The 25,797-nt window shown below is 72.8% G+C and carries 24 protein-coding genes and 2 pseudogenes; 18 read left to right on the forward strand and 8 right to left on the reverse strand.

Going from position 1 to position 25,797, the window contains the following annotated elements:
- Positions 1–45: 45 nt before the first annotated feature.
- From ABD299_RS20320 to ABD299_RS20350, 7 genes are all read left to right on the forward strand, one after another.
- Entirely contained in the window at positions 46–711 is a 666-nt protein-coding gene (locus tag ABD299_RS20320) for an SCO family protein (RefSeq protein ID WP_344264602.1), read from the forward strand.
- Entirely contained in the window at positions 708–1,163 is a 456-nt protein-coding gene (locus ABD299_RS20325; protein ID WP_344264605.1) for a copper chaperone PCu(A)C, read from the forward strand. The genes ABD299_RS20320 and ABD299_RS20325 overlap by 4 nt, the downstream gene beginning before the upstream one ends.
- Before the next feature lie 7 nt (positions 1,164–1,170).
- The gene (locus ABD299_RS20330) at positions 1,171–3,147 is read left to right on the forward strand and encodes a copper resistance CopC/CopD family protein (protein ID WP_344264608.1); all 1,977 of its coding nucleotides are present in this window, start codon (positions 1,171–1,173) and stop codon (positions 3,145–3,147) included.
- A gap of 29 nt (positions 3,148–3,176) precedes the next feature.
- On the forward strand, positions 3,177–4,463 hold the full coding sequence (gene efeB / locus ABD299_RS20335) for an iron uptake transporter deferrochelatase/peroxidase subunit (protein ID WP_344264674.1): 1,287 nt from the start codon (positions 3,177–3,179) through the stop codon (positions 4,461–4,463).
- A gap of 50 nt (positions 4,464–4,513) precedes the next feature.
- Entirely contained in the window at positions 4,514–5,455 is a 942-nt protein-coding gene (gene pheA, locus ABD299_RS20340) for a prephenate dehydratase (RefSeq protein WP_344264611.1), read from the forward strand.
- A 410-nt stretch (positions 5,456–5,865) separates the two neighbouring features.
- Positions 5,866–7,143, forward strand: coding sequence for a serine--tRNA ligase (gene serS, locus ABD299_RS20345; RefSeq protein ID WP_344264614.1), 1,278 nt, complete (start codon positions 5,866–5,868; stop codon positions 7,141–7,143).
- Positions 7,140–7,982 (forward strand): HAD family hydrolase, encoded by an 843-nt coding sequence (locus ABD299_RS20350; RefSeq protein ID WP_344264617.1) that lies wholly within the window; start codon positions 7,140–7,142, stop codon positions 7,980–7,982. The genes serS and ABD299_RS20350 overlap by 4 nt, the downstream gene beginning before the upstream one ends.
- Before the next feature lie 76 nt (positions 7,983–8,058).
- On the opposite strand, the gene ABD299_RS20355 is transcribed toward ABD299_RS20350, so the two are convergent.
- Genes ABD299_RS20355 through ABD299_RS20370 form a run of 4 tightly spaced genes read right to left on the reverse strand, consistent with a single transcriptional unit; the run spans position 8,059 to position 11,576 of the window.
- Positions 8,059–8,781: an ABC transporter permease subunit gene (locus ABD299_RS20355; RefSeq protein WP_344264620.1), complete on the reverse strand. Its 723-nt coding sequence runs from the start codon at positions 8,779–8,781 to the stop codon at positions 8,059–8,061.
- A 12-nt stretch (positions 8,782–8,793) separates the two neighbouring features.
- Positions 8,794–9,711, reverse strand: a complete 918-nt coding sequence (locus ABD299_RS20360; RefSeq protein WP_344264623.1) for an ABC transporter ATP-binding protein — start codon at positions 9,709–9,711, stop codon at positions 8,794–8,796.
- Positions 9,712–9,745: 34 nt separating this feature from the next.
- A complete protein-coding gene (locus tag ABD299_RS20365; RefSeq protein WP_344264626.1) occupies positions 9,746–10,657 on the reverse strand; it encodes an ABC transporter permease in 912 nt (303 codons plus the stop codon).
- Entirely contained in the window at positions 10,647–11,576 is a 930-nt protein-coding gene (locus ABD299_RS20370; RefSeq protein ID WP_344264629.1) for an ABC transporter ATP-binding protein, read from the reverse strand. Before ABD299_RS20370 ends, ABD299_RS20365 begins: the two co-directional genes overlap by 11 nt.
- Before the next feature lie 223 nt (positions 11,577–11,799).
- On the opposite strand from ABD299_RS20370, the pseudogene ABD299_RS20375 reads away from it, so the two are divergent.
- From ABD299_RS20375 to ABD299_RS20400, 6 genes and pseudogenes are all read left to right on the forward strand, one after another.
- Positions 11,800–12,720 (forward strand): annotated as a pseudogene (locus ABD299_RS20375) (alpha/beta fold hydrolase); the annotation flags it as partial.
- A gap of 27 nt (positions 12,721–12,747) precedes the next feature.
- Complete coding sequence (locus ABD299_RS20380; protein WP_344264631.1) at positions 12,748–12,921, forward strand: Scr1 family TA system antitoxin-like transcriptional regulator; 174 nt, start codon at positions 12,748–12,750, stop codon at positions 12,919–12,921.
- Complete coding sequence (locus ABD299_RS20385) at positions 12,918–13,133, forward strand: DUF397 domain-containing protein (RefSeq protein ID WP_344264634.1); 216 nt, start codon at positions 12,918–12,920, stop codon at positions 13,131–13,133. Before ABD299_RS20380 ends, ABD299_RS20385 begins: the two co-directional genes overlap by 4 nt.
- A 132-nt stretch (positions 13,134–13,265) precedes the next feature.
- Positions 13,266–14,177: an LLM class flavin-dependent oxidoreductase gene (locus ABD299_RS20390; RefSeq protein ID WP_344264637.1), complete on the forward strand. Its 912-nt coding sequence runs from the start codon at positions 13,266–13,268 to the stop codon at positions 14,175–14,177.
- Positions 14,178–14,296: 119 nt separating this feature from the next.
- Positions 14,297–14,578 (forward strand): hypothetical protein, encoded by a 282-nt coding sequence (locus tag ABD299_RS20395; protein WP_344264640.1) that lies wholly within the window; start codon positions 14,297–14,299, stop codon positions 14,576–14,578.
- Complete coding sequence (locus ABD299_RS20400; protein WP_344264643.1) at positions 14,575–14,967, forward strand: type II toxin-antitoxin system VapC family toxin; 393 nt, start codon at positions 14,575–14,577, stop codon at positions 14,965–14,967. The genes ABD299_RS20395 and ABD299_RS20400 overlap by 4 nt, the downstream gene beginning before the upstream one ends.
- A 53-nt stretch (positions 14,968–15,020) precedes the next feature.
- On the opposite strand, the pseudogene ABD299_RS20405 reads toward ABD299_RS20400, so the two are convergent.
- Positions 15,021–15,284: pseudogene (locus ABD299_RS20405) on the reverse strand (LLM class flavin-dependent oxidoreductase); the annotation flags it as partial.
- A 141-nt stretch (positions 15,285–15,425) separates the two neighbouring features.
- Between ABD299_RS20405 and ABD299_RS20410 the strand changes: the two are divergent.
- Positions 15,426–16,274, forward strand: coding sequence for an HAD family hydrolase (locus ABD299_RS20410; RefSeq protein WP_344264646.1), 849 nt, complete (start codon positions 15,426–15,428; stop codon positions 16,272–16,274).
- A gap of 49 nt (positions 16,275–16,323) precedes the next feature.
- On the opposite strand, the gene ABD299_RS20415 is transcribed toward ABD299_RS20410, so the two are convergent.
- From ABD299_RS20415 to ABD299_RS20425, 3 genes are all read right to left on the reverse strand, one after another.
- Positions 16,324–17,358 (reverse strand): DUF4395 domain-containing protein, encoded by a 1,035-nt coding sequence (locus ABD299_RS20415; protein WP_344264648.1) that lies wholly within the window; start codon positions 17,356–17,358, stop codon positions 16,324–16,326.
- 237 nt (positions 17,359–17,595) lie between these two features.
- Positions 17,596–18,552 (reverse strand): metallophosphoesterase, encoded by a 957-nt coding sequence (locus tag ABD299_RS20420; RefSeq protein ID WP_425581380.1) that lies wholly within the window; start codon positions 18,550–18,552, stop codon positions 17,596–17,598.
- 170 nt (positions 18,553–18,722) lie between these two features.
- Complete coding sequence (locus ABD299_RS20425; protein ID WP_344264651.1) at positions 18,723–19,838, reverse strand: LacI family DNA-binding transcriptional regulator; 1,116 nt, start codon at positions 19,836–19,838, stop codon at positions 18,723–18,725.
- 336 nt (positions 19,839–20,174) lie between these two features.
- Here ABD299_RS20425 and hisC point away from each other — a divergent pair, with 336 nt between their 5' ends.
- From hisC to cydD, 4 genes are all read left to right on the forward strand, one after another.
- Positions 20,175–21,269 (forward strand): histidinol-phosphate transaminase, encoded by a 1,095-nt coding sequence (gene hisC, locus ABD299_RS20430; RefSeq protein ID WP_344264654.1) that lies wholly within the window; start codon positions 20,175–20,177, stop codon positions 21,267–21,269.
- Between the two features lie 232 nt (positions 21,270–21,501).
- Positions 21,502–23,010: a cytochrome ubiquinol oxidase subunit I gene (locus ABD299_RS20435; RefSeq protein ID WP_344264656.1), complete on the forward strand. Its 1,509-nt coding sequence runs from the start codon at positions 21,502–21,504 to the stop codon at positions 23,008–23,010.
- Positions 23,011–23,031: 21 nt separating this feature from the next.
- The gene (gene cydB, locus ABD299_RS20440) at positions 23,032–24,087 is read left to right on the forward strand and encodes a cytochrome d ubiquinol oxidase subunit II (protein WP_344264659.1); all 1,056 of its coding nucleotides are present in this window, start codon (positions 23,032–23,034) and stop codon (positions 24,085–24,087) included.
- A 34-nt stretch (positions 24,088–24,121) separates the two neighbouring features.
- Positions 24,122–25,797: thiol reductant ABC exporter subunit CydD (gene cydD / locus ABD299_RS20445; RefSeq protein WP_344264662.1), on the forward strand; the 1,676-nt coding region annotated here is incomplete at its 3' end.

A 25,797-nucleotide genomic window follows, 5' to 3' on the forward strand; every position in this document is an offset into this window, starting at 1 on the left:
GGCCCGCGCCCGCCCCCGGAACCCCGCTCACCACAGGAACACCACATGCACATCCGGAACATCCGTACCGGTCTGCTCGCCGTCGCCGCCGCGCTCGCCCTGGCGGCGTGCGGCAGCGACGGCCACACAGACCACCAGAACCACGGCGCGGACGCGGCCGAGGTCTCCGGCGGCACCTCCGCCGACCGGGGCACCGTCCTCGACCAGCCCTTCGACAAGCCCGACATCACCCTGACGGGCACCGACGGGGAACCCTACGACCTCGTCGCCGAGACCGCGGGCCACCCGACCCTGCTCTACTTCGGCTACACCAACTGCCCCGACGTCTGCCCGCTCACCATGAGCAACATCGCGGTCGCCGCCGACAGCCTCACGCAGGAGCAGCGCGAGGCCCTGCGGGTGGTGTTCATCACCTCCGACCCGGAGCGCGACACCCCCGAGTCGCTGGGGCCCTGGCTCAAGGCCCAGGCCCCCGACTTCATCGGCCTGACCGGCGACTTCGAGGAGATCCAGGCGGCCGCCCGGTCGGTGGGCGTGCACATCGACGCCCCCTACGAGGACGACAACGGCGGCATCGTCTCCACCCACGGCTCCTCGCTGCTGGCGTTCCTGCCCGGCGACGACAAGGGCCACGTCCTCTACACCGAGGACACCCCGGTGGAGACCTACGAAGCAGACCTGCCCAAGATCATCGCGGGGGAGACACCGTGACACACCGCACCATCCGTCGCGCCTCGGCGCTTCTCGCGGCCCTGGCCCTGGGCCTGACCGGCTGCTCCGGCTCCGGCGGACCCGAACTGACGACCGAGGGCGCCTTCATGCCCGAACCGGTCGACGAACGGCGGGCCGGGGGCTTCCTCACCGTCGTCAACTCCGGCGACGAGGACGACACCCTGCTGTCGGCCGACAGCGACATCGCCGGGAAGGTCGAACTGCACGAAACCGTCGACAACGCCATGCGGCAGGTCGAGTCGTTCCCGGTGCCCGCCGGGGGCGAACTCGAACTGAAGCGCGGCGGGAACCACCTGATGTTCTTCGACCTCGACCCCAAACCCACCGAGGGCGACACCGTCACCATCGAACTCGAATTCGAGAAGTCCGGCCGCATCACCCTCGAGGTGCCGGTCAAGGCCGCCATCCACACCGGTCACCAAGGAGGGTGATCCTCTGATGCCCGGCACCACCTCCCGTCCCCCGGGCCGCCGCGCGGTCCTCGCGCTGCTGCCGGCCCTGGCGCTGCTCACCGCGGCGTGCGCGGCGGTCCTGCTGACCGCCGCCCCGGCCGCCGCGCACGCCGCCCTGACCGGCAGCACGCCGGAGGACGGAGAGGTGGTGCCCGAGGCACCCCGGGACGTCACCCTCACCTTCTCCGAGAAGGTCGCCGTCTCCCCCGACTCCATCCGGGTCCTGGACCCGGCCGGGGAGCGCGTCGAGGACGGCGCCGTCACTGCCATGGACGGCGGCGACGCCGTGTACGGCGTACCGTTGCCGGCGGACCTGGCGCCGGGCACCTACACCGTCGCCTGGCAAGTCGTCTCCACCGACAGCCACCCGGTGTCCGGCGCCTTCACCTTCTCCGTCGGCGCCCCCTCCGAGACCTCCGTGGACGCCGCGGGCCCCGGTGCCGGAGGGCCCGCCTCCACGGTCACCCTGCTGTACGGCACGGCCCGGTACGCCGCCTACGCCGGCTTCGTCCTGCTGGCCGGCGGCAGCGCCTTCGTGCTGCTGTACGGGCCCGCCGCGGCCCGGGTGCGAACCGTCCAGCGCGCGGTCGTCACCGGCTGGGCCGCGCTCACCGCGGCCACCCTCGCCCTCCTGCTGCTGCGCCGCCCCTACGAGACCTCCGGCCCCCTGACCGACGCCTTCGACCCGGCCGGGCTGCGGGCCGTCATCGGCAGCGGGCCCGGTACCGCCCTCACCGCCCGGCTGCTGCTGATGGCCGCCGCCGGATTCTTCGTCGCCCTGCTCTTCGGCACCTGGGCCCGCGCCCACGAGCGGGCCGGGGCGGCGGACGGCCCGCGGCAGCGCGACCTCACCCGCGGGCTGGCCGCCGGGGGCGCGGCGGTCGCTGCCTGCATCGCCGCCACCTGGGCGCTGGCCGAGCACGCCTCCAGCGGCCCGCAGGTGCCGCTCGCCGTTCCGTCGCACATCGTCCACCTGCTCGCCGTCGCCGGCTGGCTCGGCGGGCTGACCGTCCTGCTGCTCCTGCTGCACCGCGGGCACGCCGTCCCCCGGGCGGTGGTGCGCCGCTTCTCGGTGCTCGCCCTCACCTGCGTGTCCGCCCTGGTGGTCACCGGGCTGTACCAGTCCTGGCGGCAGACCGGCTCCTGGGACGCGCTGACCGGCACCTCCTACGGTGCGCTGCTGCTGGCCAAGACCGGACTCTTCGGCCTGCTGCTGGCCGCCGCGTGGATCTCCCGCCGCTGGACCGCCCGCCTCGCGGACGCCCCCGCCGAGGCGCAGGAGAAGGCCGAGCACACGGCGGAGGGGGCGGACGGCGCGGCGGTGCGGGAGGCCGCCGTCCCCGGACCGGCCGCGAGCGCCGCACCGGCGGCGGTCGCCGACCCGGTCCGCGCCCAGCAGCTCGCGCGGCAGCGCGCCGCCGTGGAGCGCACCCGCCTCCGGCAGCGGCGGGACGCCGACCCGGCACGCCGCGGCCTGCGCCGCTCGGTGCTCGCCGAGGCCGTCATCGCCGTCCTGGTGCTCGCCGTGACCACCGCACTGACCGGCACCAGCCCGGCCCGCACCGAGGCCGCCGCCCAGGAGTCCGGGGCGCCGCCCGGCTCACCCGCCGGCGAGCCGGCCGGCCCGGTCTCCCTGACCGTGCCGTTCGACACCGGTGGCGAGCACGGCCGGGGCACCGTCCTGCTGGACGTCGAACCGGGCCGGGTGGGGGACAACACCCTGCACATCCGGCTGACCGACCCCGAGGGCCTGCCCACCGGCGCCGTGGAAGTGCAGGCCGCCCTCACCCTGCCCGCCGAGGATCTCGGCCCACTGCGCCACGAGCCGGACCACACCGGCGTCGGCCACTGGACGGCCCCCGGCGTCCTGCTGCCCCGCCCCGGCGAGTGGGAGCTCTCCCTGACCATCCGCACCTCGGACATCGACCAGGTGACCGAGACCGTGACCTTTTCCGTCGAGTGATTCCGTCGAGTGAAGCCGTGACTCCTGCCATGCACCACCGCACCCCCGACCGTTCCTCCGCCGACTCCTCCGGCCGTCCCCCGGCGAGCGGCCCGGCGCCCACCCGGCGCGGGCTGCTCGGTGCCGCCGCCACCACCGGAGTGGCCGGCCTGGCCGTGGGCGGTGCCGGAAGCACCCTGGCCCGTACCGCCCTCACCGCCGACAGCGGGCCGGCGCTGACCACCCTCGGCAGCACCGCCCACTCCTTCCACGGCACCCACCAGCCGGGCATCACCACCCCCGTGCAGGCCCATGGCCATCTGGCCGCCTTCGACCTGGCACCCGGCGCCGACCGCCGGCTGGCCGCGGGGCTGCTGCGCCGCTGGTCGGCCACGGCCGAGGACCTGATGGCCGGGCGGCCCACGACGGAGGACACCGGGGTGGCCCGGGACGCCGGGCCCTCCTCGCTGACCGTGACCTTCGGCTTCGGGTACAGCTTCTTCGACGCCACCGGCCTGGCCGAGGACCGCCCGGACGCCCTGGCCCCGCTGCCCGCGTTCTCCGCCGACACCCTGGACGCCCGGCGCTCGGAGGGCGACCTGTGGGTGCAGATCGGCGCCGACGACGCGCTCGTCGCCTTCCACGCGCTGCGCGCCCTCCAGCGCGCCGCCGGGGACGCCGCCTCGGTGCGCTGGCAGATGACCGGCTTCAACCGCACCCCCGGCGCCACCGCCCGGCCGATGACCACCCGCAATCTGATGGGCCAGGTCGACGGCACCAACAACCTGAAGGAGTCGGACGAGGACTTCGCCGGGCGGGTCTTCGTCCCCGACGGCGGCGAGCCGTCCTGGATGGCGGGCGGCTCCTACGCCGTGGTGCGCCGCATCCGGATGCTGCTGGACGACTGGGAGGAGCTGGACCTGACGTCCCAGGAACGGGTGATCGGCCGCCGCAAGGCGGACGGCGCGCCGCTGACCGGCGGCGAGGAGACCACACCGCTGGAGCTCGACGCGACGGGCCCGGACGGCCGTCCGGTGATCCCCGCCAACGCCCATGCCCGCATCACGGCCCCGGAGGCCAACGGCGGCGCGGCGATGCTGCGGCGTTCCTTCTCCTACCACGACGGCTTCCGCGACGACGGCGCGCCGGACGCCGGGCTGCTGTTCGTGTGCTGGCAGGCCGACCCGCGGCGGGGGTTCGTCCCGGTGCAGCGGAAGCTGGACCGCGGCGACGCGCTCTCGGCGTTCATCCGGCACGAGGCCAGCGGGCTGTTCGCCGTGCCGGGCGGCCCCCGGCCGGGCGAGTACGTGGGGCAGCGGCTGATCGAGGGGCGGTGAGCACCGCGGACGCGGATCCCCGGGTGCCCGGACGGGACTATGGTGAAGTCATGGCAGCGAGCCGCTACACCTATCTCGGCCCGGAGGGCACGTTCACCGAGGCCGCCCTGCGCACGCTCCCGGAGGCCGCCACCCGCGAACTGGTGCCGATGGTCTCGGTGCCCGCCGCGCTGGACGCCGTGCGGGCCGGGGAGGCCGCCGGGGCGCTGGTCCCGATCGAGAACTCGGTGGAGGGCGGGGTCTCCGCCACCGTCGACGAGCTGGCGTCCGGGCGCCCGCTGATGATCTACCGGGAGGTGCTGCTGCCCATCGCCTTCGCGCTGCTGGTGCGCCCGGGCACCTCCCTGGACTCCGTCAAGACGGTCACCGGGCATCCGGTGGCGCAGCCCCAGGTGCGCGGCTGGCTGTCCCGGCATCTGCCGGACGCGCAGTGGGAATCGGCCGCCTCCAACGCGGACGGCGCCCGGCTGGTGCAGGAGGGCCGGTTCGACGCGGCGTTCGCCGGGGAGTTCGCGGCCGCCACCTACGGTCTGGAGCCGCTGGTCACCGACATCCACGACGCGGAGAACGCGGCCACCCGGTTCGTGCTCGTCGGCCGGCCGGCCCGCCCCGCGGCCCCCACCGGCGCGGACAAGACCTCCGTGGTGCTGTGGTTGCGCGAGGACCACCCGGGTGCCCTGCTGGAGCTGCTGCAGGAGTACGCCACCTGCGGGGTCAACATGATGCGGATCGAGTCGCGCCCCACCGGGCAGGGCATCGGCCGTTACTGCTTCTCCGTGGACTGCGAGGGGCACATCGCGGACCGGCGGGTCGGGGAGGCCCTGATGGGTCTGAAGCGGTTGTGCTCGGGGGTCCGTTTCCTCGGCTCCTATCCGCGGGCGGACGAGGTGCGGCCGACGGTGCGGGCGGGCACGACCGACGAGGATTTCCTGGGCGCGGCGGACTGGCTGACCCGCTGCCTGGACGGCCGGGGCGACGACCTGCGGAGCTGATGTGGATGACCGCCCCGGGTTATCCACAGGGCACCCGGAGTGGCTGTGTATAAGTCGACAGAGCTTTTCGGGCATTCACGACATTGTCGGGCATACGCATCCAGTCGCCCGCAGGGCGACGGAAGCACCCACGTCACCCTGTTTCCCCTTCACCATCCCTGAGAGTGAGTCAATTTCCTCCGAAAGGGAGTGTGAACCGACGCCGAGAGGGGAATTCTGCGCCGGCACCGCCGCCCCTCTTTTCCGCCCGCAGGGTTTTCCACAGCCCGAATCGACAGCCTGTGGATAACCTCTCGGGACCACTCCTGACCTGTGGATTTCCCACCCGGCCGCGAGATGGACAAAACAGGCGAAATGCCGCTCCCCGCTTTATCGGCGGCCGCCCGGGAACCTACCGGTAGCCTGGGGGGGTGATTGACCTTCGCCTGCTTCGTGAGGACCCGGACCGAGTGCGCGCCTCCCAGCGCGCCCGTGGAGAGGATGTCGCCGTCGTCGACGCACTCCTGTCCGCCGACGAGCGACGCCGGTCCGCCGGCGTCCGCTTCGACGAACTGCGTTCCGAGCAGAAGCAGCTCGGAAAACTCGTCCCCCGCGCCCAGGGGGAGGAGAAAGCGGAGCTGCTGCGGAAGGCCGGCGAGCTGTCGGCGGCCGTCAAGGAGGCCGACGCCGCGAAGGACGAAGCCGCCGAGGAGACCCAGCGGCTGCTGCTCCGGCTCGGCAACCTGGTGCATCCCGAGGTCCCCGTGGGCGGCGAGGAGGACTTCACCGTCCGGGAGACCCTCGGCACCCCCCGGGACTTCGGCCGGGAGGGCTTCACCCCCAAGGACCACCTGGAGCTCGGGCAGGCCCTCGGCGCCATCGACACCGAGCGCGGCGCGAAGGTCTCCGGCTCCCGCTTCTACTACCTGACGGGCATCGGCGCGCTGCTGGAGCTCGCTCTGGTCAACGCGGCGATCGCGCAGGCCACCGAGGCCGGGTTCGTGCCGATGCTGACGCCCGCGCTGGTCAAGCCGCGCGCCATGGAGGGCACCGGCTTCCTCGGCCAGGCCGCGGAGAACGTCTACCACCTGGAGAAGGACGACTACTACCTGGTCGGGACCTCCGAGGTGCCGCTGGCCGGCTACCACATGGACGAGATCCTGGACGCCTCGGCGCTGCCGCTGCGGTACGCCGGCTTCTCGCCGTGCTTCCGCCGCGAGGCCGGCTCGTACGGCAAGGACACCCGCGGCATCTTCCGCGTCCACCAGTTCGACAAGGTGGAGATGTTCTGTTACGTCGACCCCGAGGAGTCGGAGGCCGAGCACCTGCGGCTGCTGGAGTGGGAGAAGCAGTGGCTGACCGGCCTGGAGCTGCCCTTCCGGGTGATCGACGTCGCCACCGGTGACCTGGGCGCCTCGGCCTCCCGCAAGTTCGACTGCGAGGCGTGGATCCCCACCCAGGGCAAGTACCGCGAGCTGACGTCGGCCTCCAACTGCAACGAGTTCCAGGCCCGGCGGCTGCAGATCCGGATGCGCGACGGCAAGCACGTGCGCCCGCTTGCCACCTTGAACGGCACGCTCTGCGCGGTGCCGCGCACCATCGTCGCGCTGCTGGAGAACCACCAGCTGGCCGACGGTTCGGTGCGGGTACCGGAGATGCTGCGGCCGTACCTGGGCGGACGGGAGCTGCTGGAACCGGTGGGCGCGTGACGGCGGCCGGGAAACCGGCCGCCCGGACCGCGTCCGGCTTTCCGTACCGGCTGGTGGCCACCGATCTGGACGGCACCCTGATCCGCAGCGACGGCACCGTCTCCGCGCGCACCCGCGCGGCCCTGACCGCCGCCCAGGCGGCCGGTGCCGCCCACCTGGTGGTGACCGGCCGGTCCGTCCCGTGGACCCGCCACGTCCTGGACGACCTCGGATACACCGGACTGGCCGTGTGCGGCCAGGGCGCCCAGATCTACGACGCGGGCGAACACCGCATGCTCACCTCGATCACACTGGACAGGACCACCGCCCAGCGGTCCGTCGCGCGGCTGGAGCACGAGCTGGGGCCGCTGTGGATCGCGGCGAGCCGGGACGGCCTGGACGGCGAGGTGCTGGTCGACCCCGCCGGGTTCGACACCACCACGAAGGGGCCGCTGACGGTACGGGCCTGCACCGACCGGGGGGAGCTGTGGTCGGAGCCGGTCAACAAGCTCTATCTGCGCCACCCCTCGCTGTCCGACGACGATCTCACCCGCGCCGCCCACGACCTGGTCGGGGCGGCGGTCGGAGTGGTGATGGCCGGGCCGGGCACCGTCGAACTGCTGCCGCTGGGCCTGACGAAGGCGACGGGCCTGTCGCTGGCCGGGCGCCGGCTCGGGGTGCGGGGCCCGGAGGCGATCGCCTTCGGCGACATGCCCAATGACATCCCGATGTTCGCCTGGGCGGCCCACGGCGTCGCGATGGCCGGCGCCCACCCCGATCTGCTGGCGGTGGCGGACGAGGTCACGGCCGGGAACGACGCCGACGGCATCGCCAAGGTCCTCGAACGCCTGCTCGCCTGACGCACGGCCGGCGGGCCCGCACCCGGACGTGATCCGGGTGCGGGCCCGCCGTCGGCGTGCGGGGGCCGGCGGCGGGCTACTCCTCGCCGGCCAGGGTGAGGCTCCGCAGCCGCTGCGTCGCGTACCAGCCGGCCCCCGCCGTGGCGGCCACCAGCAGGACGATCGCCGTGGGCAGGGCCACGTCCGAGGCGACGCCGGAGCCCGCGGCCGCGACGCGTTCGCCGACCGCCAGCGCCCACTGCTGCACGCTGAGCGTGCGCGCCCCGGGCACCAGGCTGCCGAACAGGGCCTCCCAGATCAGGGCGTAGATCAGGCCGAACACCACGGCGTTCCGGGAGACCGTGCCCAGCAGCAGGAACACCGCGCTGTAGGCGACGGAGGCGACGGCCGCCGCGACCGTGTAGGCGAGGGCGATCTGCTGGCTGTTGCCGTTGAGGATCAGGCCGGCGAGCAGCACCGGAACGGTGGTGAAGACCAGCGTGACGCCGATCGCCACCCACAGCTTGGTGAGGATGATGGTGTGCCGCTTCAGCGGCTTGGCCAGCAGGTAGACCACCGAGCCGTCGTCGATCTCCGGCCCGATCGCGCCGGTGCCGGCGATCACGCCGATCAGCGGCACCATGGCGGCCAGGGCGAATCCGCCGAGGATCTCGACGGCGGCGCGGTCGTCGGCCCCGGTCTGGCTGCGGACCACCGCGGCGATCAGCAGCAGCAGGACGGGCAGCACGAGGAGGATCAGCGCCCGGCGGCGGCCGAGCAGGGCCCGGAAGGTGAGCCGGGCCACCGTGTGGTTGTACATCCTTGACGCTCCTTACGCGCTGACCAGGTAGGAGAAGACGCTCTCCAGGGACTCGTCGGAGGGCGAGACCGCCAGCAGGCGGATGTCGCGGTCACGGGCCAGGCGCGGCAGCTCCCGGGCGAACCGGAGGAAGTCGGTGGCCTGGACACGCAGCGCCCCCTCGGCCCGGTCGATCTCGACCGCGGAGGTGGACGGATCGGCGATGAGCGCCGCGGCCAGCGCCCGGTCATCGCTGGAACGCACCAGGTAGTGGTGCGGCCGGTCGGTCATCAGGCGGCGGATCCGCCGGAAGTCGCCGGAGGCGGCGTGACGTCCGGCGACGACCACCTCGATGTGCGAGGCGAGCTGCTCGACCTCCTCCAGGATGTGCGAGGAGAACAGCACGGTGCGGCCGTCGCGGCCCATCTGCCGCAGGACCTCCATGAGCTGCATGCGCTGGCGGGGGTCCATGCCGTTGAACGGCTCGTCCAGCAGCAGCACCGACGGGTCGTGCACCAGGGCGGAGGCCATCTTGACGCGCTGCCGCATGCCCTTGCTGTAGGTGGAGACCCGCCGGTCGGCGGCGAACTCCATGTCGACGACGGCCAGGGCGCGCCCGGCGGCGGCACCCGGGTCCGGCAGACCGTGCAGCTCGGCGTTGGCCAGCACGAACTCCCCGCCGGTCAGGAAGTCGTACATGCCCTCGCGCTCGGGCACCAGGCCGATCGTGCGGTAGGCCGCCTCATTGCGCCAGATCCGCTCGCCGTCCAGGGTGACGGAGCCGGCCGAGGGGCCCAGGAAACCGCCCATCATGTGGATGAGGGTGGACTTGCCGGCGCCGTTGGGGCCCAGCAGGCCGGTGACGCCCGGGCCGATGTCCATGGTGATGTCGTTGACGGCGACGACGTTCCCGAACCAGCGGGAGGTGTTCTCGATGCGAATGGTGCTCACGGGGCGGTCTCCAGGGTCGCTTCGGGTCCGGTGCTCACAGTCCGGCCTTCCGGTAGCGGCGCATCAGCAGCAGGTAACTCACCGCGACGAGACCGATGATGACCGCGATGTAGGCGGCGCCCGCGGCGTCGCCGGGCACCAGGCCGTCGGGGAAGTCGCTGGTCCCGCCGAGGAACTTGGACTGGAAGCCGTCGATCAGGGAGCCGGGCGAGGCCAGTCCGAGCCAGGCCACCGCCTCCGGGCTGCCCTGCTCGGCGGCGATGAACTGCACGGTGGTGACGGCGAAGTAGGGCACCGTCAGCGCGGCGATGATGGCGGCCACGCCGAAGCCGCGGCGCGGGGTGAGGGAGGCGATGAGCAGCGCGAGGGAGGCGTGCAGCAGCGAGAAGACCGCCGCGGCGGCGAGCCCTTCGGCCAGCCCGCGGGTCTGGTCGGCGAAGCCGAGTTCGGCCAGCAGTCCGCCCGCGTACATCAGCAGCAGCGGGAAGCCGGTGAAGACGAACAGCGCGGCGGCCAGCGCGCCCAGCTTGGCGAGCACGTAGTCCCGGTGCGCGACCGGCCGGGAGAAGTACAGCGGCACCGTGTGGAAGCGCAGATCGAGGGAGACCAGCTGCGGGGCCGCCAGGGCGAGGTAGAGGCCGATGACGGGCTGCATGAACAGCGCGTACCGGCTGTACTCGAAGGGCAGTTCGTCGAGGTCGATGGTGACGGCGACCGCGACCATGACGATCGCGGGCAGGCACATCACCGCGAACAGGGCGAACGGCAGGACCTTGGACTTCGCCGACCGGCCCAGGCCGTAGGCGCCGCGCAGGGAGTGGACCAGCAGCGAGCGCCGGGCATAGGAGCGGCCCAGCCGCGGGCCGTCGTAGTGCCGGTAGCCGATGTTGTGGATGCGGGCGTCGGTCCCGCCGCCGCCCGGTGCCCCTGTCGTGTCAGGCCGCATGGGCGCTGCCTCCTTCGAAGACCTCCGCGATGCGGTGCCTGCGCTGTTCCATGCGGACCAGGCCGAGGCCGAGGCCGGCGATGGTGTCGCGGACGGTGTCGTACGTGTCGTCGCCGGTGACCTCGACGAGCAGGACGCGGCCGGGCTGTTCGACGGACAGCCCGGCCTCGGTGAGGGCGGCGCGCACCGCGTGCGCCCCGTCCGGGTGCGCGTCGCTGTCGGTGACCTCGACGGCGAGCGAGGTGGTGGTGCCGGTGAAGCTCGCGATGGCCTCGGAGCGCAGCAGCCGCCCGCCGTCGATGACGACGATGTGGTCGCTGGTGCGCTCCAGTTCGCCCAGCAGGTGGGAGGTCACCAGGACCGAGATGCCGAAGTCGGTGTGGATGCGGCGGATCAGGCCGAGCATGTCGTCGCGGCCGGCCGGGTCCAGGCCGTTGGTGGGCTCGTCCAGCAGGACCAGGCTGGGGTCGTGGACCAGGGCCTGGGCGAGCTTGACGCGCTGCTTCATGCCGGTCGAGTAGCCGCCCATGGGACGGTAGCGCTCCTCGTACAGGCCGACGTGGCGCAGGGTGTCGGCGGTGCGCTCGCGGGCGGCGGTGCGCGGCAGCCCCGACATGCGGGCCATGTGGACGACGAACTCGGTGGCCGAGACGTCCGGCGGCAGGCAGTCGTGCTCGGGCATGTAGCCGACCTGCTCGCGGATGGCCGCGCCCTCGCGGGCACTGTCCTTGCCGAGCACCGAGGCGGTGCCCTCGCTGGCCGGGGCGAGCCCCAGCAGAATCTTGATCAGGGTGGACTTGCCGGCTCCGTTGGCCCCCACCAGACCGGTCACTCCCGGTCCGATGTCCACGGTCAGCCGGTCGAGCGCGGTGACCCTCGGGTACCGCTTGCTGAGTTTCTCGGTCTGAATGACGCTCACGGAGAGCAACGCTAGTGGGAACGGGTGGCCGGGGTCGTCCCCCTGGGGTACCGCAGGCCGTCATCCTCCGGTCGCGCCCTCCCCTAGGTGGTCTCCTGCCGGGGTCGCGGACGTCCCGGGGGCGGACCCCGAGGTTACGGGGCGTGGGGCCTTGACGGGAGCCGGAAGGAGGGCAGGATCGGACCCTGGGGCTACCGGCCGGTAGCCCGGAGTGGAGGACGGCATGGCCAAGGCCGCGGACGGCCCCGGACGCGAGCGCGTGGTGCGCTCCGGCGAGCCGGGCGAGGGCGTCGACCTGTGTGTGACGGAGTACGGCGACCGGTCCCGCCCCACCGTGCTGCTGCTGCACGGCTACCCGGACAGCAAGGAGGTGTGGAACGAGGTGGCGGCGGCCCTGGCCGGCCGCTTCCACGTGGTGTGCTGCGACACCCGGGGCTGCGGCCGGTCCACCCCGCCGCCGGTACTGCGCGGCGGCTTCACCCTGGACAGGCTCACCGGCGACTTCCTGGCCGTCGCCGACGCGGTGAGCCCCGACGCACCGGTGCACGTCGTCGGGCACGACTGGGGATCGGTGCAGGGCTGGGAGCTGGCCACCTCGGACCGGACCAGGGGGCGGATCGCCTCCTTCACCTCCATGTCGGGCCCGTCCCTCGACCACTTCGGGCTGTGGATCAGGGAGCGGCTGGCCCGGCCCCGCCCGCGCGGCCTGGCGCAGGTGCTCGGCCAGGGCGTCCGCTCCTGGTACATCGGCGTGCTGCGGACGCCGCGCCTGCCCGAACTGGCCTGGCACGGGCCGCTGAGGAAGCTGTGGCCGGCGCTGCTGCGCCGGATGGAGAAGCTGCCCGCCGACGGCTACCCGACGGCGTCGCTGCCGCGGGACGCCGCGCACGGTGCCTGGCTCTACCGGGACAACATGCCCCGGCTGCGCCGTCCCCGCACGGACGCGTTCGCGCACGTCCCGGTCCAGCTCATCGTCCCCACCGGGGACTTCTTCCTGAGCGAGGGGCTGTACGAGGACATCGGGCGCTGGGTACCGCACCTGGAGTACCGGCGGCTGCCTGCCCGGCACTGGATGGTGCGCACCCACCCGCTGCGGACCGCCGCCTGGATCGCGGAGTTCGTCACGGCCCGGGAGGCCGCCGCGGGCCGCTGAGGCGCGCTCCTGGGCCGCGTGGACGGCCCGGGAGTCGTCTACGTGGAAATGCGCAGGCGTGGCCTGTATCTGGATGAGGACGATGACCTCGCAGCCCATAAGCTGAGTTTCGAGTACCTCCGCTCCCAGGCCGCGCCCCTCCCGGCGTCGCGGAAGCTCCTGGACCGCACACGACAGGAGTTCCACCGATGACCGCACAGCCTCGCCCGGCCGCCGCCACGCTGACCGCCGCGCGGTGGATCACGTCGTCCTACAGTGCCGGGGGCAACGAGTGCGTGTCGGTGGCCTCCCTCGGCACCTGGGCCGGCATCCGGGACTCAATGAACCCGACCGGTCCCGCCCTGCTCGTACCGGCCGACGCCTTTTCCGCTTTCCTCGCCTACGCCCGCACCGAGGACAGCTGAGACATCGGCACCCGATGAGGGGCCCTCGCGGGCGACCTGGCCAGGTCGCCCCTGGCCAGATCGGCGTGTCGGCGCGTGTGAAGGCAGTGGGCGCGCGCCTGTTTCGGTTACGCGGCAACTAGGCTCTGGGCTATGAGTTTGCGCCTGAGTACCGTGATCCTGCCGTACCGCCGCTGGCACGATGGCGGTCGTGCGGCGTGGGAGCGGGCGGAGGAGCTGGGCTTCCACGCCGCCTACACCTACGATCACCTCTCCTGGCGGAGCTTCCGGGACGGGCCGTGGTTCGGTGCTGTTCCCACCCTTACCGCCGCCGCGGCCGTCACCGAGCGCATGCGACTGGGAACCCTCGTTGCGTCGCCCAATTTCCGGCACCCTGTCACGCTCGCCAAGGAGCTGATCTCGCTGGACGACGTCTCCGGCGGCCGGGTCACGCTCGGTATCGGCGCCGGGGGCACCGGCTTCGATGCCACCGCACTCGGGCGGGAGCCCTGGACGCCGCAGGAGCGCGCCGATCGGTTCGCCGAGTTCGTGCTTCTGCTCGACCGCCTGCTGACCGAGGACGGTACCAACGGGGTCTCGTATGCCGGCGACTACTACTCGGCCCGTGAGGCGCGCAACATTCCCGGTTGCGTTCAGCGTCCCAGGATGCCGTTCGCTGTCGCCGCCAACGGTCCGCGAGGACTCCGGCTCGCCGCCCGGTACGGGCAGGCGTGGGTGACGACCGGCGACCCCAGGACGAATGCGGCGGGTACACCCGAGCAGTCGCGTGTGGCGCTGCGCGATCAGGTCGAGAAGCTCGGCAAGGCGTGCGTCAACGTCGGTCGCGACGCGGACGACGTGCACAAGATTCTCCTCACCGGATTCACCCCGGAGCGCAGCCGTCCGCTGGAATCCCTCGACGCCTTCGTCGACTTCGCCGGCAAGCACCAGGAACTCGGATTCAGCGAGATCGTCCTCCACTGGCCGATCCCGGACTCGGACTTCGCCGCGGACGAGGCCGTCTTCGAGCAGATCGCCCTGGAGGCACTCGCCCAGCTCGGGTGAGACGTGGCCACCGTCCGCCGTCCCGTCGAGAGCGGTTCACCAGTACATCGCCGAAGATCTCCAGGCCGCGCTGTCGGAGTTCACCGCCGAGTTAGTAGGGCATGTACTACACTTCCCTCATGGACACGCCTCGCCCCGGCAAGACCCGAGTCACCAGCGTCTCCCTGCGCGCCGAGACCCTGGAGGCGATCCGCGCACGCGCCGGCAAGCAAGGCGTCTCCTCCTATATCGAGGAGGCCGTACAGCGGCAGCTTCAGCGCGAGGCCATTGACGAGTACATCGCCGCCGCTGAAGCGGAGCACGGCCCTGTCGACCCTGCCGAGGTGTCGGACAAGGCCGAGCGCATCCTCGCCCACCACGCCGCCCACCGCAGTGAGTCCGCTCCAGCGGACGCCGCATGAGCGGGACTCTCGTTCTCGACAGCGAGGCGCTCTCCAAGCTCTCCCGTCGGCACCGCGACATGACCGTATGGCTGGACGTCGCCCGCAGATTGGACCTTCTTGTCGTGACGAGCGCCGCCACACTGGTGGAGGCGCGTGACCCGAAGGTGCCGCAGGCGGCGTTCGACCATGCCGTTTCCCTGGCCAAGGTGCGTCCCGTTACGGAGGAGATCGCACGTGCCGCAAGCGGACTGCTGGCCGCAGCAGGGCTGCACGGCCACAAGTACGCCATCGATGCCATGCTCGCGGCCACGGCTCACGTGGAGCACGGCGATGTCACTGTCATCACGTGCGACACGGACGACCTGCGCCGGCTGTGCCACCCACGGATCGCTGTCGAGCCGATCTGAGCGCCCACTCGGCCTTTCCCGCCCCCTCGCCGCGTTTCCGCAGGTCAGGCTGCGATGGGCGAAGAAGGCTTGACTGAGGTGACCAGCGCGCCCAGGCGCAGCCGGTCGGTGACGGCGGCCGCGGCGGTCAGCGTGGGCAGGGCACCGAACCAGGGGACGTCCCGGAAGCTCCGCCACGACCGGTGGTTGTAGGTGTACGTGGCATGGAAGCCGAGCCCCTCGGCGCGCTGCCAGACCTCGCGGCCGCCCTCCGGCCAGCGGCGGACGGGCGGGATCGCGGTGGACAGCCACAGGGGGAGCGCGGGAGAGACAGCCATGGTGGACGAGCGCAGGCCCTCCCCCGCCCCGGCAGGTCACGGAGTGCGAAGACGGCCCGTGCACCCGCCGGGGTTCTCTCCGGGAGACCACCGCCGGAAGTTGGCTCATACGGGCGGCACCCCGCACGCATGTGCACGCATATGCGTGATGATGGAGGGGTGACCTCTTCCGGAACTCCGCGTCCTCGGCTGATCGCCACCGATCTCGACGGCACCCTGCTGCGGCACGACAAGACCGTTTCCCCCAGGACCGTGGAGGCGCTGGCCGCCGCCGAGGAGGCCGGGATCGAGGTCATCTTCGTGACCGGCAGGCCCGCCCGCTGGATGGACGTGGTCAGCGAGCACGTGCACGGTCACGGACTGGCCATCTGCGGGAACGGCGCCACAGTGGTGGACCTGCACCGGGGCAGCGAGCTGGTGGAGGTGCGCCCGCTGCCACTGGAGGACGCCACGGCCGTGGTGGGCCGGATGCAGCTCGCGGTGCCGGGGGTGAGCTTCGCGGTGGAGCGCACCACGGGCTTCCACCACGACCCGGCCTATCCCCCGCTCCACATGGACCCGGCCGTCGAGGTGGCCCCGGTGGAGAAGCTGCTGGACGCGGGCATGACCGGCGAGGCGGGCCCGATCGTGAAGCTGCTGGCCCACCACGGCGAGCTGGGCCCGGACGACTTCCTGTCGCTGGGGCGGGACACGGCGGGCGCGCACGCGGAGTTCACCCGCTCCAGCCCCACCGCGCTGCTGGAGATCAGCGGCCGGGGCGTCAGCAAGGCCAGCACGCTGGCGCGGCGGTGCGCGCGGCAGGGCATCCGGCCGGAGGAGGTCGTGGCGTTCGGGGACATGCCCAACGATCTGGAGATGCTCGGCTGGGCCGGGACCTCCTACGCCATGGCCAACGCCCACCCGGCGGTGCTGGCGGCCACCGGCCGGCGCACCGCCTCCAACGAGGAGGACGGCGTGGCGGTCGTCATCGAGCGGCTGCTGGCGGGCTGAGCGCGCCGAAGCCGGACGGTCCCGGGCCGGTGCTGCGCTTCCGGGCGGGTCAGTCCGGCCGGTCGGCCTGCCCGTCGGCCGGGTCGGTGAACTTCGGGCTGCTGAACCCCGGGTTGCCGTAGCCGGGACCGGCGGTCCGCTCGCGGCCCTCGTCGGGGCTGGTGAAATCGGGGCTTTCGTACTTCGGGTTCCCGTACCGGGGACCGGGCGCACGCTCGCCGCGGCCCTCGTTGGGGCTCGTGTACTCAGGACTCTTGTACTCAGGGCTCTGGTACTTCGGGTTGCCGTACCGGGGGCCGGCGGTCCGCTCCCCGCGGCCCTCGTTCGGACTGCTGAAGTCAGGGCTGGAGAAGCGCAGCCGCGGGGTGCGGCTGTCGCCCGGCAGGCGGTGCGCCGGTGCTCCGGTGGGCTCGGCCTCCCGGAGGGTGGCCGCGGCGTCGCGCAGGAACGGGTTGATGCCCCGCTCCAGCAGGACGCGCCGCCACTGCTCGTGGGCCCGGGCGACGTCGTCGGCGGGCGGCCGGGAGCCGTGCGGGCGGCCGTCCCGGATGGTGGTGGCGTCGTGGCGCAGCGCGGTGACCAGCAGTTCGACGGTGCCGATGAGCAGGCCGACGGCGGCCAGCGCGGCGAAGACCCAGCCGGCGGTGCGCATCGGGGCGGCCACGGCGGGCTCGGGCCCGGCCAGCCGCAGCCCGTAGCCGAACGCCAGGAAGACGACCGCGGCCGTCCCGGCGAGGATCGGCGCGAGCACGGAGAGCACGGCGGCCAGCCCGGCTCCGGTGCGCTCCTCGTTGCCGTCTGTCCCCTCGGCGGCGGTGGTGCCCCGCGGTGACGCGGACCGGCCGGAGACCGGTGCCGCGGGCTCGCGCAGCCGGGAGCGCAGTTCGACGAAGCGCCGGTACTCGTCGGCGGCGCGCGGGGCGATGTCGTCGATCGCCTCCATCGCCATGGAACGCAGCCGCCCGGTGTCGGGCAGGGCGCCGCTCTCCCGCTCCGCGGTGTGCCGCGCGGTGCGCAGCGCCTTGTCGAGGATCCGCTCGAACTCGGTACGGTCCTCCGGCAACAAGTGATCAGCGCTGTTCATCTGCGTCCCCAGATGCTCCGAGGGCCTGCGTGCCGACCGGGCGGCCGGGATGTGGTGTGGCGGGGAGAGCTACGGGCAGAAACGATGGTAGAGCGCATCGGCGGCCGCGGCACAGTGACGTGCCGGAATATATCTGCGTTTCCCGCCCGTTGCGACCGGTTTTCCTTCTCCGGCCGGTGAGAGCGCGGGATCCTTTCCGGCGGGCCGGGGTCTCACGGGGAGGTTTCCGGTATTCCGTCACGCGGTCAGCGGAAGCCTCGCCACCAGCAGCTTTCCGGCCATGGTGACTCCGCCGTCCATGGCGATGGCCAGCGAGTCGGCGTAGACGTGCGGTCCGTCGACACGCGGGGCACCCGTCCCGTCCTCGCCGTCCGCGTCGGCCTCCACGACTCCTTCACCGGTGAGATACGGAATGGGGCTGTGGCCGTGCACGATCTGCCGGCCGCCGTAGGTGGCCAGCAGTTCCCGGGCGGCCTTCGGGCCGCCCTCGTCGCGGAACGCGAAGCGCTTGGTGAATTTCCTGAAGAGTTCCCAGGTCTCGTCGGCGTCGCTGCGCTGGAGCGCCAGTTTGATGGCCTCGTTGACGTCGTCGACCGTGCTGCCGTAGTCGAGATAGGCGGTGGTGTCGGAATGCAGCAGCAGGTACCCGTCGGCCACCGCCATGGAGTCCAGCCTGGCCATCCACTGGATGTGGTGGTCCCTCAGCCGTTCCATGTCGGTGCGCTGGCCGCCGTTGAGCATCCAGGCGGCCTGGAAGGAGGCGGTGCCCGCGCCGGAGTCCACCGGCGTGTCGCCGAACCGGCTGGCGCCCAGCAGCAGCAGTTCGTGGTTCCCCAGCAGCGCCTTGCAGTAGCCGCCGGCCGCGGCGGCCTCGGCGGACAGCCGCATCACCAGGTCGATGACCCCGACGCCGTCGGGGCCGCGGTCGGTGAAGTCGCCCAGGAACCACAGCCGGGCGTTGCCCGCGGCCCAGCGGTCCTCGGCGTCGGTGAGCCCGGCCTCGCGCAGCGCGGCACGCAGTTCGTCCAGGTAGCCGTGCACGTCACCGGCGACGTAGAGCGGCCCGGTGCCCTCGATCACGGGAAGGTCGGGAAGGGTGGGGGTATAGCCGTCGGGCACCGGAGGGACGGCGGGTCCGCCCGCGTTCCCGCCCTGCCGCCACACGTCGGGTCCCTCGCCGGCCCCCTGAGTCATCGACCCCTCCACCACTGTGCCGCCTTCACCTGCCGGCCCTGCCAGGTCGGCGGGGGTCCGGTGCCACGGCCCATCATAGGAATCCCGGTGGCCCGGTGTGAGGTACCCGGGGCCGTCGGATGCGCGGTGGCGTCCGGTGAAGCTGTCGTGCACCGCCATCCTGCCCGAAACTACAGCCCGTCAGCGGGCGGACGGCGCGGCGCGTTCACCGTCGTCCGGCGGATCCGGCGCCGGGAGGAGGCGCGCACGATCAGTTCGGTGGGCATCAGCCGGTGCGTGCCGCCGGGGTCCGGGCCGCCCTCGATGGCGTCGATCAGCAGGTGGACGACGGTGGTGCCGATGCGGCCCGGCTTGAGCGAGAGCGTGGTGACGGGCGGTTCGGTGCCGGCGTAGACGGTGGACTCGCTGCAGCACACCAGGAGCAGGTCCTCCGGGACCCGCAGCCCGTAGCGGCGGGCGGCGGCCAGCAGGTCGGTGCCGTTGGGGTCGAACAGCCCGTAGACGGCGTCGGGCCGGTCGGGGCGGGCCAGCAGCCGGTCGGCGGCCACCGCCCCGGCGCACGGGTCGTGGGCCGGGTAGCTCTCGCGGACCGGCTCCTGCCCGGCCCGTTCGCACCAGCGCAGGTATGCGGTGGTGGACAGTCGCGTGTAGGTGTCGGTGCTGGTGCCGGTCAGCAGGCCGATGCGGCGGGCTCCCGCCTCCGCGAGGTGGTCCAGCAGGCCGGTGACGGCGGCCTCGTGGTCGTTGTCGACCCATGCGGTGACGGGCAGCCCGGGTCCGGGCCTGCCGTCGGAGACGACCGGGATGCCCTGCCGGACGAGTTCGGCGACCACCGGGTCGTGGTCGGCGGGGTCGATGACCACGGTGCCGTCGAGGGCGACGTTGGACCACACGTCGAAGTCCCGGTGCCGGGAGGCGGCCGGAAGGATGACCAGCGCGTAGCCGCGGGCCAGGGCCGCCGAGGTGGCGGCCCTGGCCATCTCGGCGAAGTAGGCGAACTCGGTGAAGGTGAAGGGCTCCTCGCCGTAGGTGGTGACGGTGAGGCCGAGCAGGCCGGACTTCCCGGTGCGCAGCGTGCGGGCGGCGGCGGAGGGGCGGTAGCCGAGCCGGTCTGCGACGGAGCGCACGTGGCTGCGGGTGGCGTCGGGCAGGCGGCCCTTGCCGTTGAGGGCGTCGGAGACAGTCGTGATCGAGACACCGGCCGCGGCTGCGACGTCGCGGATGCCCGCGCGTCCTCCGGGCCGGCGTCCGGCCGACCGGCCCACCTGATGTTTCGCTGCTGTCATGGCGACCCGATGGTAGGCGCGGGAGAGCGGCTCCGCCGTCCGGCCGGGGCCGCCGGCGGACGCGTCCCGCGCGTCCGCCGGACGGCCGGCGGGGCCCGCGAGGCGGGTGCCGTGCCTGGTCACCGGCCCGGCCGCGCGCGCGGCGGCGCTCCGGCCGACGGCTCGGCGGGCCGCTTCCGGCTCTGCCGGGCTCATCCTTTCGAGCGAGGCGCGCCAAGGCGCTCGCCACCGGCGCGTCCGCGTGACGAACGCTCCGGCCGGTGTCCGGCATGAGGTCGCTCACGAGGTGCGGCCGGGGGATTCGCCTGGCGGCTCTTTCCTCATAAAGTGTGGAGGATGAGGCCGACATCTTCCCAGGAGCCCACGGGACCGAGGCTGCGCCCGGCGCTGGAGGGCATCCCCAGCTACCGCCCCGGACGCCCCGCCGCCCCGGGTTCGGTGGCGTACAAGCTCTCCTCCAACGAGAACCCCTATCCGCCGCTGCCGGGGGTGATGGAGGCCGCCACCGCCGCCGCGGCCTCCTTCAACCGCTACCCGGACATGATGTGCTCCGCTCTGCTCACCGCACTGTCCGAGCGCTTCTCGGTGCCGGTGACGCACCTGGCGACCGGCACCGGCTCGGTGGGGATCGCCCAGTCGCTGGTGCAGTCCACCGCGGGGCCCGGCGACGAGGTGATGTACGCCTGGCGGTCGTTCGAGGCCTATCCGATCATCACCCGGATCGCCGGTGCGACGCCGGTGGAGGTCCCGCTGACTCCGGGCGAGGAGCACGACCTGGACGCGATGGCGGAGGCGGTGACCGGACGGACCCGGCTGATCTTCGTCTGCACCCCCAACAACCCCACCGGGACCGCCATCGCCCGGCCCGCCCTGGAGCGCTTCCTGGACCGGGTGCCCTCCGACGTCCTGGTGGTGCTGGACGAGGCGTACCGGGAGTTCGTCCGCGACGAGCGGGTCCCCGACGGCCTGGAGATCTACCGGGACCGGCCCAATGTGTGCGTGCTGCGCACGTTCTCGAAGGCCTACGGGCTGGCCGGGCTGCGGGTGGGGTTCGCGGCGGCGCACGAGCCGGTGGCGGCGGCGCTGCGCAAGACGGCCGTGCCGTTCGGGGTCAGCCAGATCGCGCAGGACGCCGCGATCGCCTCGCTGCGCGGCGAGGAGGCGCTGCTGGAGCGGGTCGCGGCACTGGTGGCCGAGCGCTCCCGGGTCCGCTCGGAGCTGCTGGAGCAGGGCTGGACGGTGCCGCCGACGGAGGCGAACTTCGTGTGGCTGCGGCTGGGTGAGGACACCGAGGAGTTCGCCGCGGCGTGTTCGGCGGCCGGCGCCGTGGTCCGCCCGTTCCCCGGCGAGGGGGCGCGGGTCACCATCGGTGAGCGCGAGGCGAACGATCTGTTCCTGAAGGCGGCCGCCGGGTTCCGCAAGGGACGGTAGTCCCGGGCAGGGGGCCGGCCGGCCCTCTCCTGCGGTCCGCCCGGGCCCGGAGTCCGGGTCCGCCCGGCCCTGCTGTGCCTCCCGCGGGGTGCGTGAGCATGCTCACGCACCCCGCGGCTGTTTTCCGGGTGCGCCTGAGCGATAATCGCTTGTGAACGTATTCACATTCACAAGCTGGGGTCTCCTCCCTGGAACAAGGCGGCCCTGTGAACGGTGAAGGAGAGGCACGACCGTGGATCTAGCACTGGCGCCGGAAACGCTGGCGCGGTGGCAGTTCGGCATCACCACCGTCTACCACTTCCTCTTCGTCCCCCTGACGATCTCCCTGGCCGCGCTGGTCGCCGGGCTGCAGACCGCGTGGGTGAGGACCGGCAAGGACAAGTACCTCAGAGCCACCAAGTTCTGGGGAAAGCTTTTCCTGATCAATATCGCCATGGGTGTCGTCACCGGCATCCTGCAGGAGTTCCAGTTCGGCATGAACTGGTCCGACTACTCCCGCTTCGTCGGTGACGTCTTCGGCGCCCCGCTGGCCTTCGAGGCCCTGATCGCCTTCTTCTTCGAGTCCACCTTCATCGGACTGTGGATCTTCGGCTGGGACAAGCTGCCCAAGAAGATCCACCTGGCCACCATCTGGATGGTCGCGGTCGGCACGGTCCTGTCCGCCTACTTCATCCTGGCCGCCAACTCCTGGATGCAGCACCCGGTCGGCTACCGCATCAACGAGGAGTCCGGCCGCGCCGAACTCACCGACTTCCTGCTGGTCCTGACCCAGAACACGGCCGTCGCCCAGTTCTTCCACACCATCTTCGCCGCGTTCCTCACCGGTGGCGCCTTCATGGTCGGCATCGCCGCCTACCACCTGATCCGCCGGCAGCACATCCCGGTGATGCGCACCTCGCTGCGCCTGGGCCTGATCACCATGGTGGTCGCCGGGCTGCTCACCGCCGTCAGCGGCGACCGGCTCGGCAAGATCATGTACGAGCAGCAGCCGATGAAGATGGCCGCCGCCGAGGCGCTGTGGGACACCGAGGGCCCGGCCCCGTTCTCCCTGTTCGCCTACGGGGACGTGGACGCCGGTCACAACAAGGTCGCCATCGAGATCCCCGGCCTCCTCTCCTTCCTCGCGCACGACGACTTCTCCTCCGAGGTCCCCGGCATCAACGACACCAACGAGGCACTCCAGGAGCAGTTCGGCCCCGGCGACTACCGGCCCAACATCCCGGTCACCTACTGGAGCTTCCGCTGGATGATCGGCTTCGGCATGGCCTCGCTGGCCATCGGCGCCGCCGGCCTGTGGCTCACCCGGCGCCGGCTGTGGATCGACGAGCGCCTGCGCACCGGCGAGGAGCAGGTCCCCCGGCTGGCCCTGACCCGCGCCCGCGAGCTGGGCCCCGGCCTGACCCGCTGGTACTGGAAGGGCGCCCTGCTCACCATGGGCTTCCCGCTGATCGCCAACTCCTGGGGCTGGATCTTCACCGAGATGGGCCGCCAGCCGTGGGTGGTCTACGGCCTGCTGCCCACCTCGGCCGGTGTCTCCCCCGGCGTCTCGCAGGGCGAGGTCATCACCTCCATGACGATCTTCACCCTGCTGTACGCACTGCTCGCCGTCATCGAGGTCAAGCTGCTGGTCACCTACGTCAAGGCCGGGCCGCCGGAGCTCACCGACGCCGACCGCAACCCGCCCACCAGGATCGGCGGCCACGACAAGGACCCCGACCGGCCGATGGCCTTCTCCTACTGACGGCCCCGAGGAGCAACTCCGATGGAACTCACCACCGTCTGGTTCATCCTGATCGCCGTCCTGTGGACCGGCTACTTCTTCCTGGAAGGCTTCGACTTCGGGATCGGCGTGCTCACCCGCACGCTCGCCCGCGACCGCAAGGAGCGCCGGGTCCTGATCAACACGATCGGCCCGGTCTGGGACGGCAACGAGGTCTGGCTGCTCACCGCCGGCGGCGCCACCTTCGCCGCGTTCCCCGAGTGGTACGCCACCTTGTTCTCCGGCTTCTACCTGCCGCTGCTGATCATCCTGATCTGCCTGATCGTGCGCGGCGTGGCCTTCGAGTACCGCGCCAAGCGCAGCGACGAACGGTGGCAGCGCAACTGGGAGCACGCCATCTTCTGGACCTCCCTGCTGCCCGCGTTCCTGTGGGGCGTGGCCTTCGCCAACCTGGTGCGCGGCGTGCCGATCGGCCCCGACAAGGAGTACGCCGGCAACCTGTTCGACCTGCTGAACCCGTACGCGCTGCTCGGCGGCGTCTTCACCCTGCTGCTGTTCACCTTCCACGGCGCGGTGTTCGCCGCGCTGAAGACGGTCGGCGAGATCCGCACCCGGGCGCGGGTGCAGGCGCTCCGGCTCGGCGCGGCCACCGCGGCGGCCGGCGGCGGCTTCCTGCTGTGGACCCAGGCGGAGGCGGGGAACGCCCCCAGCCTGCTGGCCTCCGCGGCGGTCGTCGTCCTGTTCGCCGCGGCCCTGCGGGCGATCTCCCTGGGCCGCGAGGGCTGGTCCTTCGCGTTCTCCGGGGCGGTCATCGCCGCCACCGTCGCGGTGTACTTCCTGTCTCTGTTCCCGGACGTCATGCCCTCCTCGCTGGACCCGGCCTGGAGCCTGACCACCGAGAACGCCGCGTCCAGCCCCTACACCCTGACGATCATGACCTGGTGCGCGGCACTGGCCACCCCGGTGGTGCTGCTCTACCAGGGCTGGACCTACTGGGTGTTCCGCAAGCGCATCGGCACCCAGCACATCGCCGACGCCCACACCCCCGACGCACCGCCCGCCGGCGGCCAGTCCCCGGCCGGCACCGCCGCGCCATGACCCCCCGCCCCCGTCCGATCGGGAGAACGGCACCATGAAGCCCGTCGACCCGCGTCTGCTCGGCTACGCCCGCGCCACCCGCGGTTTCCTCGTCGCGACCGTGGTGCTGGGCCTGGCCGGCGCCGGCCTGGTCATCGCCCAGGCCATGCTGATCGCCGAACTGGTGGTCGGCGCGTTCCGGCACGGCGCGGCCCCCGGCGACCTGACCCGGGCGCTGCTGCTGCTCGCGGCGACCGCGCTGGGCCGCGCCCTGGTGGCCTACCTCACCGAACTGGCCGCGCACCGGGCGGGGGCGGCCGCCAAGTCCGAGCTGCGGACGCGCCTTGTGGAGCACGCCACCGCGCTGGGGCCGGGCTGGCTGGGCGAGCAGCGCACCGGCGAGCTCACCGCGCTGGCCACCCGCGGCGTGGACGCCCTGGACGGCTACTTCGCCCGCTACCTCCCGCAGCTCGGTCTCGCGGTGGTGGTCCCGGTCGCGGTGCTGGCCAGGATCGTCACCGACGACTGGATCTCGGCGCTGACGATCGTGCTCACGCTGCCGCTGATCCCCGTCTTCATGATGCTGATCGGCTGGGCCACCCAGGCGCACATGGACCGCCAGTGGCGGCAGCTCTCCCGGCTCGCCGGGCACTTCCTCGACGTGGTCGCCGGGCTGCCCACTCTCAAGGTCTTCGGCCGCGCCAAGGTCCAGGCCGACAACATCCGGGCCATCACCGACGACTACCGGCGCACCACCCTGCGCACCCTGCGCATCGCCTTCCTGTCCTCGTTCGCCCTGGAACTGCTGGCCACCATCTCGGTGGCACTGGTGGCGGTCGGGGTCGGGATGCGGCTGGTGCACGGCCAGCTCGACCTCTACACCGCGCTCGTCGTCCTCATCCTCGCCCCCGAGGCGTACCTGCCGCTGCGCCAGGTCGGCGCCCAGTACCACGCCGCCGCCGAGGGACTGGCCGCCGCCGAGGAGGTCTTCGAGGTACTGGAGACCGCCGCGCCGCCGGCCGGCACCGAGCCCGCCCCGGCCGCCGCGTCGTCGGACATCACCCTGACCGGGCTGAGGGTGCGCCACCCCGGCCGGGAGACCGACTCGCTGCCGCCGACCACCCTCACCCTGGCGCCCGGCGAGACGGTGGCGCTCACCGGCCCGTCCGGCAGCGGCAAGACCACCCTGCTGCACGCCCTGCTCGGCTTCGTCCGGCCGGACTCCGGGCAGATCACGGTGGGCGGCAGGCCGCTGTCCGGGCTGGACCCGGCGAGCTGGCACCGGCAGATCGCCTGGGTGCCCCAGCACGCGCACCTGTTCGCCGGCACGGTCGCCGACAACGTGCGGCCGGCCCGCCCGGACGCCACCGACGCCGAGGTGGCCGCCGCGCTGCGCGACGCCGCCGCGCACGACCTGGACCCGCGGCGGCTGCTCGGCGAGGCGGGCGAGGGTCTGTCCGCCGGGCAGCGCCGCCGCATCGCGCTGGCCCGCGCGTTCCTCGCCGACCGCCCGGTGCTGCTGCTCGACGAACCGACGGCCGCGCTGGACGGCGCGACCGAGGCGGACGTGGCGGCGGCCGTGCGGCGGCTGGCCCGCGGACGCACGGTGCTGCTGGTGACCCACCGCCCGGCGCTGCTGGCCGCGGCCGACCGGGTGGTGGCGCTGGCCCCGCCGCCCGAGGGCGCTCCCGCGGCCCCGCGCCCGGCCCCGCCCGTGCCCGTACCCGCCGG

The sequence above is a fragment of the Streptomyces sodiiphilus genome (genome assembly GCF_039529215.1).
Classification (GTDB): domain Bacteria; phylum Actinomycetota; class Actinomycetes; order Streptomycetales; family Streptomycetaceae; genus Streptomyces; species Streptomyces sodiiphilus.

Coding starts and splice junctions, on each gene's coding strand:
- cydB (WP_344264659.1), top strand. CDS start 23,032: ATGGAACTCACCACCGTCTGGTTCATCCTGATCGCCGTCCTGTGGACC.
- hisC (WP_344264654.1), top strand. CDS start 20,175: ATGAGGCCGACATCTTCCCAGGAGCCCACGGGACCGAGGCTGCGCCCG.
- ABD299_RS20390 (WP_344264637.1), top strand. CDS start 13,266: ATGAGTTTGCGCCTGAGTACCGTGATCCTGCCGTACCGCCGCTGGCAC.
- ABD299_RS20320 (WP_344264602.1), top strand. CDS start 46: ATGCACATCCGGAACATCCGTACCGGTCTGCTCGCCGTCGCCGCCGCG.
- ABD299_RS20420 (WP_425581380.1), bottom strand. CDS start 18,552: ATGACTCAGGGGGCCGGCGAGGGACCCGACGTGTGGCGGCAGGGCGGG.
- ABD299_RS20355 (WP_344264620.1), bottom strand. CDS start 8,781: ATGTACAACCACACGGTGGCCCGGCTCACCTTCCGGGCCCTGCTCGGC.
- pheA (WP_344264611.1), top strand. CDS start 4,514: ATGGCAGCGAGCCGCTACACCTATCTCGGCCCGGAGGGCACGTTCACC.
- ABD299_RS20415 (WP_344264648.1), bottom strand. CDS start 17,358: ATGAACAGCGCTGATCACTTGTTGCCGGAGGACCGTACCGAGTTCGAG.
- ABD299_RS20365 (WP_344264626.1), bottom strand. CDS start 10,657: ATGCGGCCTGACACGACAGGGGCACCGGGCGGCGGCGGGACCGACGCC.
- ABD299_RS20330 (WP_344264608.1), top strand. CDS start 1,171: ATGCCCGGCACCACCTCCCGTCCCCCGGGCCGCCGCGCGGTCCTCGCG.
- efeB (WP_344264674.1), top strand. CDS start 3,177: ATGCACCACCGCACCCCCGACCGTTCCTCCGCCGACTCCTCCGGCCGT.
- ABD299_RS20385 (WP_344264634.1), top strand. CDS start 12,918: ATGACCGCACAGCCTCGCCCGGCCGCCGCCACGCTGACCGCCGCGCGG.
- ABD299_RS20395 (WP_344264640.1), top strand. CDS start 14,297: ATGGACACGCCTCGCCCCGGCAAGACCCGAGTCACCAGCGTCTCCCTG.
- ABD299_RS20425 (WP_344264651.1), bottom strand. CDS start 19,838: ATGACAGCAGCGAAACATCAGGTGGGCCGGTCGGCCGGACGCCGGCCC.
- ABD299_RS20410 (WP_344264646.1), top strand. CDS start 15,426: ATGCGTGATGATGGAGGGGTGACCTCTTCCGGAACTCCGCGTCCTCGG.
- ABD299_RS20400 (WP_344264643.1), top strand. CDS start 14,575: ATGAGCGGGACTCTCGTTCTCGACAGCGAGGCGCTCTCCAAGCTCTCC.